General features: G+C 61.1%; 14 protein-coding genes. 6 read left to right on the top strand and 8 right to left on the bottom strand.

Annotated elements, in window-relative coordinates; all coding sequences use genetic code 11:
- The first annotated feature begins 50 nt into the window (after positions 1-50).
- The 3 genes from IH404_RS09070 (at position 51) to IH404_RS09060 (ending at position 3,301) form a co-directional block, all read left to right on the top strand.
- Positions 51-1,127 carry a DUF748 domain-containing protein gene (locus IH404_RS09070; RefSeq protein ID WP_043046513.1) on the top strand — a complete coding sequence of 359 codons (1,077 nt, stop codon included), beginning with the start codon at positions 51-53 and terminating at the stop codon, positions 1,125-1,127.
- Positions 1,128-1,277: 150 nt separating this feature from the next.
- Complete coding sequence (locus IH404_RS09065) at positions 1,278-2,123, top strand: MoxR family ATPase (RefSeq protein WP_003210690.1); 846 nt, start codon at positions 1,278-1,280, stop codon at positions 2,121-2,123.
- Positions 2,123-3,301 carry a VWA domain-containing protein gene (locus IH404_RS09060; RefSeq protein WP_194440300.1) on the top strand — a complete coding sequence of 393 codons (1,179 nt, stop codon included), beginning with the start codon at positions 2,123-2,125 and terminating at the stop codon, positions 3,299-3,301. The genes IH404_RS09065 and IH404_RS09060 overlap by 1 nt, the downstream gene beginning before the upstream one ends.
- Before the next feature lie 652 nt (positions 3,302-3,953).
- Here IH404_RS09060 and IH404_RS09055 read toward each other — a convergent pair.
- The 3 genes from IH404_RS09055 to IH404_RS09045 are packed head-to-tail and all read right to left on the bottom strand — an operon-like array spanning position 3,954 to position 6,306.
- Positions 3,954-4,868 (bottom strand): biotin-dependent carboxyltransferase family protein, encoded by a 915-nt coding sequence (locus IH404_RS09055; RefSeq protein WP_194440299.1) that lies wholly within the window; start codon positions 4,866-4,868, stop codon positions 3,954-3,956.
- Positions 4,865-5,569, bottom strand: a complete 705-nt coding sequence (gene pxpB / locus IH404_RS09050) for a 5-oxoprolinase subunit PxpB (protein WP_194440298.1) — start codon at positions 5,567-5,569, stop codon at positions 4,865-4,867. Before pxpB ends, IH404_RS09055 begins: the two co-directional genes overlap by 4 nt.
- Positions 5,566-6,306 carry a 5-oxoprolinase subunit PxpA gene (locus IH404_RS09045; RefSeq protein WP_005786116.1) on the bottom strand — a complete coding sequence of 247 codons (741 nt, stop codon included), beginning with the start codon at positions 6,304-6,306 and terminating at the stop codon, positions 5,566-5,568. Before IH404_RS09045 ends, pxpB begins: the two co-directional genes overlap by 4 nt.
- 175 nt (positions 6,307-6,481) lie before the next feature.
- Here IH404_RS09045 and IH404_RS09040 point away from each other — a divergent pair, with 175 nt between their 5' ends.
- Entirely contained in the window at positions 6,482-7,402 is a 921-nt protein-coding gene (locus IH404_RS09040; protein WP_005786115.1) for a LysR family transcriptional regulator, read from the top strand.
- Between the two features lie 52 nt (positions 7,403-7,454).
- Here the strand turns inward: IH404_RS09040 and IH404_RS09035 are convergent, their stop codons facing one another.
- From IH404_RS09035 to IH404_RS09025, 3 genes are read right to left on the bottom strand one after another with little or no spacing between them, the layout of a single operon-like run.
- Positions 7,455-7,997, bottom strand: a complete 543-nt coding sequence (locus IH404_RS09035) for a DUF2937 family protein (protein ID WP_005786113.1) — start codon at positions 7,995-7,997, stop codon at positions 7,455-7,457.
- Between the two features lie 10 nt (positions 7,998-8,007).
- Entirely contained in the window at positions 8,008-8,784 is a 777-nt protein-coding gene (locus IH404_RS09030; RefSeq protein ID WP_032877233.1) for a class II glutamine amidotransferase, read from the bottom strand.
- Positions 8,785-8,816: 32 nt separating this feature from the next.
- On the bottom strand, positions 8,817-9,344 hold the full coding sequence (locus IH404_RS09025) for an MFS transporter (RefSeq protein ID WP_032877234.1): 528 nt from the start codon (positions 9,342-9,344) through the stop codon (positions 8,817-8,819).
- Between the two features lie 24 nt (positions 9,345-9,368).
- On the opposite strand from IH404_RS09025, the gene IH404_RS09020 reads away from it, so the two are divergent.
- A complete protein-coding gene (locus IH404_RS09020) occupies positions 9,369-11,411 on the top strand; it encodes a S9 family peptidase (protein WP_005786109.1) in 2,043 nt (680 codons plus the stop codon).
- A 48-nt stretch (positions 11,412-11,459) separates the two neighbouring features.
- Here the strand turns inward: IH404_RS09020 and IH404_RS09015 are convergent, their stop codons facing one another.
- The gene (locus IH404_RS09015; RefSeq protein ID WP_005786107.1) at positions 11,460-11,738 is read right to left on the bottom strand and encodes a hypothetical protein; all 279 of its coding nucleotides are present in this window, start codon (positions 11,736-11,738) and stop codon (positions 11,460-11,462) included.
- A gap of 78 nt (positions 11,739-11,816) precedes the next feature.
- Here IH404_RS09015 and IH404_RS09010 point away from each other — a divergent pair, with 78 nt between their 5' ends.
- Positions 11,817-12,503, top strand: coding sequence for a DUF752 domain-containing protein (locus IH404_RS09010; protein WP_005786106.1), 687 nt, complete (start codon positions 11,817-11,819; stop codon positions 12,501-12,503).
- 30 nt (positions 12,504-12,533) lie between these two features.
- On the opposite strand, the gene IH404_RS09005 is transcribed toward IH404_RS09010, so the two are convergent.
- The gene (locus IH404_RS09005; protein ID WP_194440297.1) at positions 12,534-13,454 is read right to left on the bottom strand and encodes a ParB/Srx family N-terminal domain-containing protein; all 921 of its coding nucleotides are present in this window, start codon (positions 13,452-13,454) and stop codon (positions 12,534-12,536) included.
- Between the last annotated feature and the right edge of the window lie 85 nt (positions 13,455-13,539).

The raw sequence follows: 13,539 nt of genomic DNA, 5'->3' as shown, positions 1-13,539 counted from the left end.
GTTGCGTTCATCAGAACAGTCAATCTCCTACAAGCAAGGAGAACTGCCCCATGAAACGTCGTTACAGTTGGCCGTTAGGGACAATCGCCGCTCTGGTGCTGGTCCTGATTGCCTTGAATATCGCGCTGCCCTACCTGGTGCGCAATTACCTGAACGAGAAACTCGCCAACATGGGCGATTACCGCGGCGAAATCGCCGATGTGGACCTGGCCCTGTGGCGCGGCGCCTACCGGATCAACGGCTTGCAAATCGTCAAGGTGGACGGCAAGGTCCCGGTGCCATTCGTGAAGGCGCCGCTGATCGAGTTCGCCGTGAGCTGGCATTCACTCTGGTACGACCACGCCGTCGTGGCCGAGGGGCATTTTGTGCGTCCGCAGATCAACTTCGTCGATGGCGGTGCCAACAAGCAGGCGTCCCAGACGGGTAAAGGCACCGACTGGCAGGAACAACTGCGCAAGTTGCTGCCGATCACCCTCAACGAAGTGCGCATCGAAGACGGCGAGATTGCCTTCCATAACTTCAGCTCCAAGCCCCGGGTCAATATCAACGCCACTGGGGTCAACGCCAGCTTCTACAACCTGACCAATGTGGTGGATGTCAAAGGCAAGCGCGACGCCCGCTTCGAAGGCAAGGCACTGCTGCAAGGCCAGGCGCCCCTGGAGGCCAATGCCACCTTTGATCCGCTGAGTGATTTCGAAGAGTTCGAGTTCCGCTTCCGCGCCCGCGACCTGCAACTCAAGCGCATGAACGACTTTGCATCGGCCTATGGCAAGTTCGACTTCAAGGCCGGCACGGGCGACGTGGTGATCGAAGCCCAGGCTGAAAATGGCCGACTCACCGGCTACATCAAGCCGCTGCTGCGTGACGTAGAGGTGTTTGACTGGCAACAAGACGTTGAAAACAAGGACAAGAATATCTTCCGCTCAATCTGGGAGGCCGTGGTCGGAGCCAGCGAAACGGTGCTGAAAAACCAGCGTAAAAACCAGTTCGCCACCCGTGTGGAGCTCAGCGGTAGCGTGCACCAGCAGAATGTCAGTGCGTTTTCTGCAGTGATCGCAATTCTGCGCAATGGGTTTATCCAGGCGTTCAATGCCCGGTATGAACAACCCAAGCCCAGCGCTGATTAACCCTGTGGGAGCAAGCCCCCTCCCACATGTCCCTCATTGCTCAGGATATTGATGTGACCCGCCATTCAGAGACTGAATGCCCCGTCTGCGTTCACAGTCGCCGGGGCTGCGGGGTATAGTCGGGGCATTGATGAATCCGAGGAATGACCGATGAAGTTCGAAGGCACCCAGGCCTATGTGGCTACCGATGACCTGAAACTGGCCGTCAACGCCGCCATCACCCTGGAGCGGCCGTTGCTGGTCAAGGGCGAACCGGGCACTGGCAAAACCATGCTTGCCGAGCAACTGGCCGAATCCTTCGGCGCCAAGTTGATCACCTGGCACATCAAGTCCACCACCAAGGCGCATCAGGGCCTCTACGAGTACGACGCAGTGAGCCGCCTGCGCGACTCGCAACTGGGCGTGGACAAGGTTCACGACGTGCGCAATTACCTGAAAAAGGGCAAGCTCTGGGAAGCCTTCGAGTCCGAGGAGCGGGTGATCCTGCTGATCGACGAAATCGACAAGGCCGACATCGAGTTCCCCAACGACCTGTTGCAGGAACTCGACAAGATGGAGTTCTACGTCTACGAAATCGACGAGACCATCAAGGCCAAGAAGCGCCCGATCATCATCATTACCTCCAACAACGAAAAAGAGCTGCCGGATGCATTCCTGCGCCGCTGCTTCTTCCACTACATCGCCTTCCCCGACCGCACCACCCTGCAAAAAATCGTGGATGTGCACTACCCGGACATCAAGAAAGACCTGGTCAGCGAAGCGCTGGACGTGTTCTTCGATGTGCGCAAGGTTCCGGGGCTGAAGAAGAAGCCTTCCACGTCCGAACTGGTCGACTGGCTCAAGCTGCTGATGGCCGACAATATTGGCGAAGCGGTGCTGCGCGAGCGCGACCCGACCAAGGCCATCCCACCGCTGGCCGGCGCTTTGGTGAAAAACGAGCAGGATGTGCAATTGCTGGAACGGCTGGCGTTCATGAGCCGCCGCGGTAATCGCTGATGCTGCTCAACCTGTTCAATGAAATGCGTGCGGCCAAGGTGCCGGTGTCGGTGCGCGAACTGCTGGACCTGATCAACGCGCTGAAACAGCGCGTGACCTTCGCTGACATGGACGAGTTCTACTACTTGGCCCGGGCGATACTGGTCAAGGACGAGCGGCATTTCGACAAGTTCGACCGTGCCTTCGGTGCTTATTTCAATGGCCTGGAAAAACTCGATGACCATTTGCAGGCGCTGATCCCCGAAGAGTGGCTGCGCAAGGAATTCGAACGTTCGCTGAGCGATGAAGAACGCGCGCAGATCCAGTCCCTCGGCGGCCTCGACAAGCTGATCGAGGAGTTCAAGAAACGCCTGGAAGAACAGAAAGAACGCCATGCCGGCGGCAACAAATGGATCGGCACTGGCGGCACCAGCCCGTTCGGTTCCGGTGGCTACAACCCCGAAGGCATTCGTGTCGGTGACGCCGGCAAGCGCCAGGGCAAGGCGGTGAAAGTCTGGGAGCAGCGCGAGTACAAGAACCTGGACGATCAGGTGGAACTGGGCACGCGCAACATCAAGATCGCCCTGCGCCGCCTGCGCAAGTTTGCACGCCAGGGTGCGGCCGAAGAGCTGGATATCGACGGCACCATCGACCACACCGCCCGCGATGCCGGGTTGCTGAATATCCAGATGCGCCCCGAACGCCGCAACACCATCAAGCTGTTGCTGCTGTTCGACATCGGCGGCTCGATGGACGCCCATGTGAAGACCTGCGAAGAGCTGTTCTCGGCGTGCAAGACCGAGTTCAAGCACCTGGAGTACTTCTACTTCCATAACTTTGTGTACGAGTCAGTGTGGAAGAACAACCAGCGTCGCACTTCGGAGCGCACGTCCACCCAGGACCTGCTGCACAAGTATGGCGCCGACTACAAAGTGATCTTTATTGGCGATGCAGCCATGGCGCCCTATGAAATCACCCAGGCTGGCGGCAGCGTCGAGCACTGGAATGAAGAACCGGGGTATGTGTGGATGCAGCGGTTCATGGCCAAGTACAAGAAGCTGATCTGGATTAACCCTTACCCGAAGGACACTTGGGGGTATACGGCGTCGACTGGGATTGTGCGGGAGTTGGTGGAGGACCAGATGTATCCGCTGACGTTGCGCGGGTTGGAAGAAGGTATGCGTTTTCTCTCGAAATAGGCGGTGTTTTGACCGGCCTCATCGCAGCATGGGTATCTACACAACTTCAGTTCGCAGCCCCCCTACGGTAACCACGATGCGAAGCGAGCCGCTCTTGCTCTTGATCTGCTTTTGATCTTGATCTTAGGCGCCCCGTTAAACCACGCTGGCCGGAATTCGACAGGGATTTGGGGGGTAAACCGGCAGGGATGCCGGTTTAGCCGCCCCGCGCCATGGATGGCGCGTGGCGGCGGCCCCCCAAATCCATGGCGGATTACGGGCACACCGAGCCTGAGCGAGGTGCCGAGTGGTGGGGCGAAGGCCTTTTGCTTACTTTTGGGCCTCTCCAAAAGTGAGTCGCTGTAAGAGCGAAACCATAAGCGGCCGTTACCGCAGCAACGGATATGTACTCGGTCTGATCCAACATCCTGGTCGGCTGTCAGGCCGCCTTCGCAGGCAAGCCAGCTCCCACATTTGGATCGCGTCGCATCATTTAGAGAGTCGGTGGCTGTCAGGCCGCCACGGGAGCAAGCTCCCTCGCCACAGGTTCAGGGCCATGCCAAAGTTGTGTAGATACCCATGCTCATCGCAGGCAAGCCAGCTCCCACAAGGGATATGCATTCCAACTTTGAAATGCATTCAACATGTGGGAGCTGGCTTGCCTGCGATGCTTTTAGCGATCGGCAAACCGCTGCAAAAACTTGGTGTGCTGCCGATGCGCCGCCTCCTGCACCACCGGTGCCAACCGCACCTTCTCCCCCGGCAGACACTGCGCCAGCCGCGCCAAGGATAGAGGCGTCAACGCGCCCAACCGCGGATAACCGCCGATAGTCTGCCGGTCATTGAGCAACACAATCGGCTGCCCATCCGGGGGCACCTGGATCGCGCCCAACGGAATCCCTTCGGAAATCAACGACGGCCCCTGGTACTGCAACGGCGTGCCGAGCAAGCGCATCCCCATGCGGTCGGCGCGGCTGTCCAGCGCCCATTCGGTGTTGAAGGCGTCGAATAAACTCTGCCCGCTGAACTGGCCGATCTGCGCGCCGATAATCACGTCCAGTGAGGCACCGGATTGCAACTCCGGCTTGGCCAGCACCTTCATTGCACCGCCCGTACCGGAATAAGCCAACCGCCCGCCTTCGGCCAATGCCTTGCCGAAACCGTCCACCCCGCCCAACGCTTCGCGCACGACCGTGGCACAACTGCCAAGTACAGTCGGGGCATCGAACCCACCGGGCGCCGCCAGATAAGCGCGTGCCCCATTGAACGGCTGGGTGAAGCGCAGTCGCTGGCCCTTTTGCAGGATAAAACTGCGACCGGGGCTTATGGCGCGCTCATCGATATAGGCGCCCAGGTCTGCACCGGCCAGTGCCAACAGGCAATAATCCTCGGCCTGCACGGTAAAACCACCCAGGGTGATCTCCACCACCGGCGCATCCAGGGCATTGCCCAAGAGCCAGTTAGCCCAGGACATCGACACCCAGTCCAGTGCGCCGCCCTGGGTTACACCCAGGTGGCGCACGCCAAAACGCCCGACGTCCTGCAACAGGCACAGCGGCGTGCTGGCCTCGATCATCAAGCGGCTCATGCCTGCGCCTCCAACGGCGTGTCATCGCCACCCAGGTTGACGAATTCGGTGTGGCTGACCGGGGCGAAGCGCACCGTGTCGCCGGGCTGCATCAGGCTGTAGCCGTCGCGCGCACGGTCGAAGAGTTTGGCCGGGGTGCGGCCGATCAGGTTCCAGCCGCCCGGGGACACCACCGGGTACGCAGCAGTTTGCCGTTCGGCGATGCCGACGCTGCCAGCGGCCACGCGTTTGCGCGGTGTGTTGAGGCGCGGTGTGGCGAGCATTTCATCCACCAGCCCCATAAAGGCAAAACCCGGCGCGAAACCAAGGGCGAACACCTGGTATTCATGGGCGCTGTGGCGGCGGATCACGTCCTCTACCGTCAGCCCGCTGCGCTGGGACAACAGCGTCAACTCCGGGCCGACGCTCAGGTCGTACCACACCGGCAGCACATGGCACTGGCCGCTGCCCTGGGCCTGGGGTTGCAGGTCCGTCAGCGCAAGGTCGATCAGCTCCCGAGCCTGTGTCGGGGTCAGCTCCCTGAGGTCGTAATGCACCATCAAGGTGGTGTAGGACGGCACCAGATCCACCAGCGTCGTGCCGAACTCTGCGCGCAAACGCTGCGTGGCAGCGAGCATCCACGGCATGTTGGCCTCGGCAATCACCTCAAACAGACGCACCATCAGGCAGTCGATGGCCACCACTTCAATGCGTGGCTTCATGCTGTCTGCAACGCTTGGCGGATACGCTGCACCGCGGCCACCGAGCTGGCGTTGTCGCCATGCACGCACAAGGTATCGGCCTGCAAGGCCAACGGGCTGCCGTCGCTGGCGACCAATGCCGCGCCACGGGAAATGGTCAGGGCCTGCTGCACGATAGTGTCGCTGTCGTGGTGCACCGCGCCGGGCAACTGCCGGGAAACCAGATGGCCCTTGCTGTCGTAGGCACGATCGGCAAAGGCTTCGAACCACAGGGTCACACCGTATTCGTCACCCACAGCTTGGGCGGCGCTGTTGTCACGGGTAGCCAGCAGCATCAGCGGCAGGTCGCCGTAAGCGGCCACGGCCTGGATCACCGCACGCAACTGCGCGGGGTTGGCCATCATGTCGTTGTACATCGCACCGTGGGGTTTCACGTAGCTGACGCGTCCGCCCTGGACCCGGCAGATGCCGTCCAGCGCGCCGATCTGGTAATGCAACAGGTCCTGGATTTCCTGCGGCGTGTAGTTCATTGACCGTCGGCCAAAGCCTTGCAGGTCTTGATAGGCCGGGTGAGCGCCCACTTGCACGCCATGCTTGAACGCCAGGCTGACGGTCTTGCGCATGATGCTCGGGTCGCCTGCATGGAAACCGCAGGCCACGTTGGCGCAATCAATGAACGGCATGACTTCGGCGTCCAGACCCATGGTCCAGTTGCCAAAGCTTTCGCCAATGTCGCAGTTCAGTAGCAGGCGGCTCACGGTGGTCGCTCCTGTAGGTTTTGTTTTTTTGTAGTGTGGGATTTATTACACAGAACTCGCAACTTGTCCTGGCACCCCAACGACGCTTATCGTGGAACGGCTCGATTTTTGGCGCTTGCCCGGTGCGACGTCCAACTAATAAAAACCGATCCATGCATAAGAAAAAGTTGATCCCATGAATTTGAAGTTCCTCGAAACCTTCGTCTGGGTGGCCAAGCTCAAGAGCTTTCGCCTGACTGCCGAAAAGCTGTTCACCACCCAGGCCTCGATTTCCAGCCGCATCGCCGTGCTTGAAAGCGAGCTGGGGGTGAAGCTGTTCCTGCGTGACTCCCGGGGCGTGAGCCTGACCCCGGAAGGCTTGAAGGTGCTCGATTATGCCGAGCAGATGATGGTGACCATGCAGGGTTTGAAACAGTCCCTGGAGACCACCAGCAGCAAGGTCGGGCGCATTCGGATCGGCGCGATGGACACGGTGATCCACACCTGGCTCAGCCCGCTGGTGGCAGAACTGATGAAGCTGTTCCCGCTCGTGGAAATCGAGCTGGTCGCCGATACCGCGCTGAACCTCAGCGATCAGTTGCAAAAAGGTTTTCTCGACCTGATCCTGCAAACTGACCTGCTGCGCCTGGAAACCGTGCGCAGCCTGGAACTGGCCAGCCATCCCATGGCCTGGATCGTCGCCAGCCACTCGATTTACAACCGTGACTACGCCTCCCTCGCCGAACTGGCCCAGGAGCGCATCATCACCTACTCGAAAAACTCCCACCCGCATCAGGACGTGCTGAGCCTGATGCAGGCCAATGGCGTGGCCGCGCCCAGAATGAACTGTGTGAACTCGGTGTCGGCAATTACGCGATTGTTGCGTGACGGCTTCGGCATCGGTGCCCTGCCGCCGGTGCTGGTCAGTGAAGAGCTGGCGCGGGGGGAATTGGTGATGCTGCCGATGGCACAGCGCCTGCCGAACTTGCAGGTGGTGGTGTCATGGCGCGTGGGGGTGGAGTTGGTGGAGGAAATTGTGGGGCTGTGCCAGAAGGTGGTGGCGCGCTATGCCGAGGAAGTCGGTGCAGAACGCATGCAACTGCATAAACCCGATTAAAACTGTGGGAGCAGGCAAGCCAGCTCCCACATTGGACCGAGTCGGCCCTGACTTATAGGCCCTTCAAGTCCCGCTCTTCGATCGGCCGGCTCTGGCGCAAGCGCCGGCCACCCAGCACTACCCAGTCGATCAGGCGATACAGGCACTCGATGCCGAACGACAACAGCATCGCCCCGCCCAAGCCCCAGCCCATGGCTTCGGGCGTCAGCAGAATCTGGTAGCTGTAGCCATTCCAGGTTTCCAGGCGGATATCCGGGTCGGCGGCTACGGCCACTTGCAGGGCGCGGATGTACCACGGGCCTTGCATGGCCTGGAATTGCTTGTCCAACTCAAGCTGGCGATCAAGCATCGCGCCCAGGCTGCTGGCGTCGCTCTGGAACACCGGGTCATCGCTGGCGCGGTAATGCGCCACCAGCGCTTGCATGTCCCCGTTGAAGAACTGCTGCGCGGTGGACTCAAAGCCGCGCAAGCCAGTCTGCGCCTCGATCAGGTGGGCTTCGACGCGCTTGGCGTAATCGTTGATAAACCCCGGCACTTGCACGCCGACCAACAAGCCAATGGCAAACAGCACCAACCGCAGATAGCTGAGCAACATGGTCGATTCCTTATTCGGTAACGCCCTGGCTGACGCATTCACCGCGTCGCCACAGGCTCCATTGGCCCGGTTCGTAGCGGGTCCAGTTTTCGTTGTCGGTCAAAGGCTCGGTGGCGATGACGGTTACCACGTCATTGGGCGTCGTTTCGGCCTGAAAATCGACGATCACGTCGACATCTTTCAGGCGTGCGGGGCCAAACGGCGCGCGCCGGGTAATCTGCGCCAGCTTGGTCGAGCAGTAGCAAAACAGCCAGTCACCGTCGCTGAGCAAGCAGTTGAACACGCCCTTGCTGCGGTATTCGGCGCAGGCGGCGATCAGGTCCGGCAGCACTTGCTCGATGTCCACAGGCTCAGGGAAGGCTTCGCGCACGCGGTTGAGCAGGTCACAGAAGGCCGCTTCGCTGTCGGTATCGCCGACCGGGCGGTAAAACGTGGCGCGCGGGTGGAAGTCGGCCAACTGGCCGTTATGGGCAAAACACCAGTTGCGGCCCCACAGCTCACGCACGAACGGATGGGTATTGGCCAGGCTGACCTTGCCCACATTGGCCTGGCGGATATGGCCGATCACCACTTCGCTCTTGATCGGATAGCGCTGCACCAACAGCGCCACTTCAGACTCACTGCTCGCGGCCGGGTCCTGGAACAGGCGCAGGCCACGGCCTTCATAGAAGGCGATGCCCCAACCGTCGCGGTGCGGGCCGGTACGCCCACCGCGCTGCATCAGCCCGGTAAAGCTGAACACGATATCGGTGGGGACGTTGGCACTCATGCCCAATAATTCACACATGCCAGGGCTCTCGCTGCAGGGGCAGTCAACGTTTAAAGGCGCGGCTCGACCCGCATGCCACCAGCAGGCGCCGGGCGACGGAACGGTTCGTCGTCTTCCGGCTCGGCGGCCAAGGCGGCATCTGCAGCAGCCTTGCGCTCACGGCGAGCGCTGGCGGCGCGTTCGATGGGCCAGCGGATCAGCACGAACACGATGTACAGGGCAAACACGATCATCGTGTACATGAACAGATCGGAGATCGCCCGCCAGGCGTTGTTGCCGACCTTGAGCACCAGGTCCAGGGCGGTAATGGCCACGGCCGGCGCAAACTGGGTCTTGACCGGGTCGACGATGGTCGGGCTCAGTAACAGCACCGCCATCAGCAATTGCAGCGGCTCGCGCAGCCAGCGCCAGACCCAGCGGGTCATGCGCCACCACACTAACAGGCAGCCCAAAGCGGCGAAGGCGTAGAGGCCCCAAGCGGTCAGATAGTCGTTCTCGGTCATGGTGTCCATGGCAAGGCTGGCAAAGAGGCGGCTATGATAACGGCTTTTGCGTGTCGCGGCTGCAATGCCGGCCACCGTCCGCCAGATAGGGAATTATCCATGCCTATTTCCACCGCTCCGATTGCCCGCAAGGCCCCAGGCGCAGACCCCTACGCCTGGCTGCAGGAGCGCGACACCCCTGAAGTGCTCGATTACCTCAAGGCGGAAAACGCCTGGCAGGAAGCCCAGCTCGCCGACCAGCAGGCTTTGCGCGAAACGCTGTTCGATGAGATCAAGGGCCGCATCCTCGAAACCGATCTGTCCCTGCCCTCCCCCTGGGGCCCGTACCTGTACTACACCCGCACCACCGCCGGCGACGAATATGCACGGCACTATCGCTGCCGCCGCCCGGCCGATGACAGCAACCAGGTGGACGAGAGCAGTGAAGAACTGCTGCTGGACCCGAACGTATTAGCCAATGGCGGCTTTTTCTCCCTCGGCGCGTTCAGCATCAGCCCCGACCACCAGCGCCTGGCCTACAGCCTCGACACCAGCGGTGAAGAGATCTACACCCTGTACGTGAAGGAATTGGCCACCGACAAGGTCAGCGAACTGGCGTTCGACAACTGCGACGGCAGCATGACCTGGGCCAATGACAGCCTGACGCTGTTCTTCGGCGAACTGGACGACACCCATCGCCCGCACAAGCTGTATCGCTACCGTCTGGACGGTACGGCGGCGCAGGAAGTGTTCCACGAGCCCGATGGCCGTTTCTTCCTGCACTGCTACCGTTCCAGCTCCGAGCGCCAACTGCTACTGGCCCTGGGCAGCAAGACCACCAGTGAAATCTGGGCGCTGGATGCCGATCAGCCGCACCTGGCCTTCACCTGCCTGGCGCCGCGGGTCGAGGACCACGAATACGATGTCGACCACGGCAAGCGTAACGGCGAGTGGACCTGGTTTATTCGCAGCAACCGCGACGGCATCAACTACGCGCTCTACCTCGCCGCCGATACCGGCACGCCGCCTACCGAGGCCGACTGGCAGAACCTGATCCCTCACAGCGACGAAGTCATGCTCGACGGCGTGAGCCTGAACGCCAGCGCCATGACATTGAGCCTGCGCATCGGCGGCCTGCCGGTCATCGAGGTGCACCCCGAGGGTGTACCGGCTTATCGCGTGGAATTACCCGACGCCGCCTACAGCCTCTACGTACAAAACAGCCTGGAATTTCCAAGCGACAAAATCCGCCTACGCTATGAGGCCCTGAACCGTCCCGCCCAGGTGCGTCAGCTAGAGCTGGCAAGCGGCGCGCAGGTGGTGCTCAAGGAAACCCCGGTACTCGGCACATTCAACGCCGACGACTACGTCAGCCAGCGCCTGTGGGCCACCTCTGCCGACGGCACCCAAGTGCCCATCAGCCTGGTGGTCAAGCGTGATCAACTGGGTAAACCCACCCCGCTGTATCTGTACGGCTACGGTGCCTACGGCTCAAGCCTGGACCCATGGTTCTCCCACGCACGCTTGAGCTTGCTGGACCGAGGGGTCGCGTTTGCCATCGCCCATGTGCGCGGCGGCGGTGAGCTGGGTGAAGCCTGGTACCGCAACGGCAAGCAGGAACACAAACAGAATACCTTCAGCGATTTTATCGCCTGCGCCGAACACCTGATCACCGAGGGGCTGACCACTTCCAGGCAACTGGCGATCAGCGGCGGCAGTGCCGGCGGCCTGTTGATTGGCGCGGTGCTCAACCAGCGCCCGGAACTGTTCCAGGCGGCGATTGCCGAAGTGCCGTTCGTCGATGTGCTCAACACCATGCTCGATCCGGAGCTACCGCTGACCATCACCGAGTACGACGAATGGGGCAACCCCGAGGAACCCGAAGTGTATGCGCGCATCAAGGCTTACGCGCCATACGAAAACGTCAGCGCCCAGGCGTACCCGGCCATGCTGGTGATTGCCGGCTACAACGACAGCCGCGTGCAGTATTGGGAGGCCGCCAAGTGGGTGGCCAAGCTGCGCGATACCGCCACTTCAGACAACCTGTTGCTGCTCAAAACCGAGCTGGGCGCCGGCCATGGCGGCATGAGCGGGCGCTACCAGGGATTGCGTGACGTAGCGCTCGAATATGCGTTTGTGTTCAAGGCGCTCGGGCTGATCTAGGCACTTGATGGAGCGGGCCCGTCTGAACGCAGGACCGCCTTGACTGTTTTAACCGCCGGGCGTCTTCGGCTTGCTGTCGTTCTGCTGCAGGCCGGGGACAGTCTGGTCCTTGGGCGGCGTGGGCAACACGATGGGCACCAACGGTGGCGTACCGTTCGTCTTGGGCGTGGCGGGCGGGCTGACTTGAGGGTACAACGTCGGGGTCGGCGTGCCCGGCGCGCCTGGGGTTGGTGCGGGCGCGACCGGTACGGTTTGCAACTCCTGAGCCTGCGCCGCAGCGGATATGAGCGCGCTCAATACAATGACCGTTAGAATGCTGCACTTCATCGATGGCTCCATGGCCTGACCGGAATGCCTTAAGGCTACTCCCAACTGCGCAAGAATGCCCTTCCCAATGAGATTTCCATGAAACGTTTCGTTCTGCTGGACACTACTCCGATCCCCGACAACGGCGGCGCCTTGTGCCTGTTCGAGTATGGCGAGGACTTCGTCATCAAGATCCAGGGCGGTGACGGCGGCCAGTTGATGAACACGCGCATGCACGGTTCCGAAGACGCCCTGGCGGAGATTCCCTGCCGCAAGGTCGCCGGTCGCCCCAACTCACGCGTGCTGATCGGCGGCTTGGGCATGGGCTTTACCTTGGCCGCGGCGCTCAAGCATTTGGGCAAGACTGCCGAAGTGGTGGTGGCCGAGCTGGTGCCGGGGGTCGTGGAATGGAACCGTGGGCCACTGGGAGAAAAATCCGGGCGCCCATTGCTGGACCCGCGCACGGTGATTCGTCTGGAAGATGTGGCCAAGGTGCTACAGGCCGAGCCCCAGGGCTTCGACGCGATCATGCTTGACGTCGACAACGGCCCCGAGGGGCTTACGCAAAAGGCCAACAGCTGGCTGTATTCCGCCGGTGGCCTGGCCGCCTGCGCCAAGGCCCTGCGGCCCAAGGGCGTGCTCGCCGTGTGGTCGGCCAGTGCCGATAAGCTGTTCAGCGACAAACTGCGCAAGGCCGGCTTCAAGGCTGAAGAGGTTCAGGTGTTCGCCCATGGCAATAAAGGCACGCGGCATACCATCTGGATTGCAGAAAAGCTGAAGAGTTGAATCACCCCCTCCCACATTTGACCTGCGGCGTCAGTTAAGGGATTTGCGGTAGTCGATCACGTACGGCACTTTCTTGTCGAAGGTCTTCTCCAACTCGTCGCGATCCAGCTGGGTCATACCGCCCAACTGCCGGGCAGTGAAACCGCTGTCGCCGACCATTGCCCCCGGCGCCAGGCTGACCATGCGCTTGGCCACAGCCTCGATGGCGTCCTTGTAGCCGCCCTTCTTGTTCAGGTTGTACTGGCCCAGATCAATCTGCGTGCGCAGCCAGTTGCCCCAGTAGAACTCGAGAAATTCCGGCGCAATCGCACCCTCGCTTGGCTTGCCGTAGGCGGCCTTGCGGGTGAAATACACCAGGCTGCGGAACGTGTCGTCCCGCAGGTTCTTGAAGCCCAGGTGCGCTGGCAGTTGCTCCGCTGGCAACGCCTGGCCTCGGTTGTCCTTGAGCCAGACCTTGCGAGCCGCTTCCATCCGCTGCCAGAACGTGGCGAGGTTAGGGCTGGCACTGAAGTCGTTGGTGACCTTGACCCACATTTTCAAGCGCGGGCCAGCGCCGGGTGTTTCCCACAGGGTGGTGAAACTGTGATGACCATCGGTCAGGTAAAGCTGGCCGCCGGGACCCACCACCACGGTTTTCATATCCTGCGCATAGGTGCCGACCGGGTGCTTGCAGGTAAAGCTGTCGGGCCTTAGCAGTTCGGCGTTTTTCGGCACCTGGTCAGCCTCGCCCTGGCCGTTGGTTTCGCAGTATTCATCGAACGCCTTGGCCGGCTTGTCGGCGAACAGCCCCAGGCTGTAGTAGATCTGGTCGAACCCCACCACGGCCTGGGTGGGGTGCAATTGCTCCAGGGCCACCTCGATCACCTGCCCGGGTTGCGGCGTCGACAACGCCTGGGCCTGAGCGGTAACCACACAGAGCACAAGCCCGAGAGTCCATGAATGCAGACGCATAAATTTCAAATCCTTATCAGTCAGTGAAGCAATCCCTAGGGGTGATTTTCAGCGTAAGCGGCTAGAATCAACCTTATCCGTGACC

It is taken from the genome of Pseudomonas sp. OST1909 (assembly GCF_015277575.1).
Lineage (GTDB): Bacteria > Pseudomonadota > Gammaproteobacteria > Pseudomonadales > Pseudomonadaceae > Aquipseudomonas > Aquipseudomonas synxantha_A.
The sequence above is the reverse complement of the archived record's forward strand: the minus strand, read 5'-3'. Positions and strand labels throughout refer to the sequence as shown.

Excerpts from the sequence above, each read along its gene's own strand:
- IH404_RS09065 (WP_003210690.1), top strand. The coding sequence starts at position 1,278 with ATGAAGTTCGAAGGCACCCAGGCCTATGTGGCTACCGATGACCTGAAA.
- IH404_RS09055 (WP_194440299.1), bottom strand. The coding sequence starts at position 4,868 with ATGAGCCGCTTGATGATCGAGGCCAGCACGCCGCTGTGCCTGTTGCAG.
- pxpB (WP_194440298.1), bottom strand. The coding sequence starts at position 5,569 with ATGAAGCCACGCATTGAAGTGGTGGCCATCGACTGCCTGATGGTGCGT.
- IH404_RS09010 (WP_005786106.1), top strand. The coding sequence starts at position 11,817 with ATGAAACGTTTCGTTCTGCTGGACACTACTCCGATCCCCGACAACGGC.
- IH404_RS09005 (WP_194440297.1), bottom strand. The coding sequence starts at position 13,454 with ATGCGTCTGCATTCATGGACTCTCGGGCTTGTGCTCTGTGTGGTTACC.
- IH404_RS09070 (WP_043046513.1), top strand. The coding sequence starts at position 51 with ATGAAACGTCGTTACAGTTGGCCGTTAGGGACAATCGCCGCTCTGGTG.
- IH404_RS09020 (WP_005786109.1), top strand. The coding sequence starts at position 9,369 with ATGCCTATTTCCACCGCTCCGATTGCCCGCAAGGCCCCAGGCGCAGAC.
- IH404_RS09060 (WP_194440300.1), top strand. The coding sequence starts at position 2,123 with ATGCTGCTCAACCTGTTCAATGAAATGCGTGCGGCCAAGGTGCCGGTG.
- IH404_RS09030 (WP_032877233.1), bottom strand. The coding sequence starts at position 8,784 with ATGTGTGAATTATTGGGCATGAGTGCCAACGTCCCCACCGATATCGTG.
- IH404_RS09035 (WP_005786113.1), bottom strand. The coding sequence starts at position 7,997 with ATGTTGCTCAGCTATCTGCGGTTGGTGCTGTTTGCCATTGGCTTGTTG.
- IH404_RS09015 (WP_005786107.1), bottom strand. The coding sequence starts at position 11,738 with ATGAAGTGCAGCATTCTAACGGTCATTGTATTGAGCGCGCTCATATCC.
- IH404_RS09040 (WP_005786115.1), top strand. The coding sequence starts at position 6,482 with ATGAATTTGAAGTTCCTCGAAACCTTCGTCTGGGTGGCCAAGCTCAAG.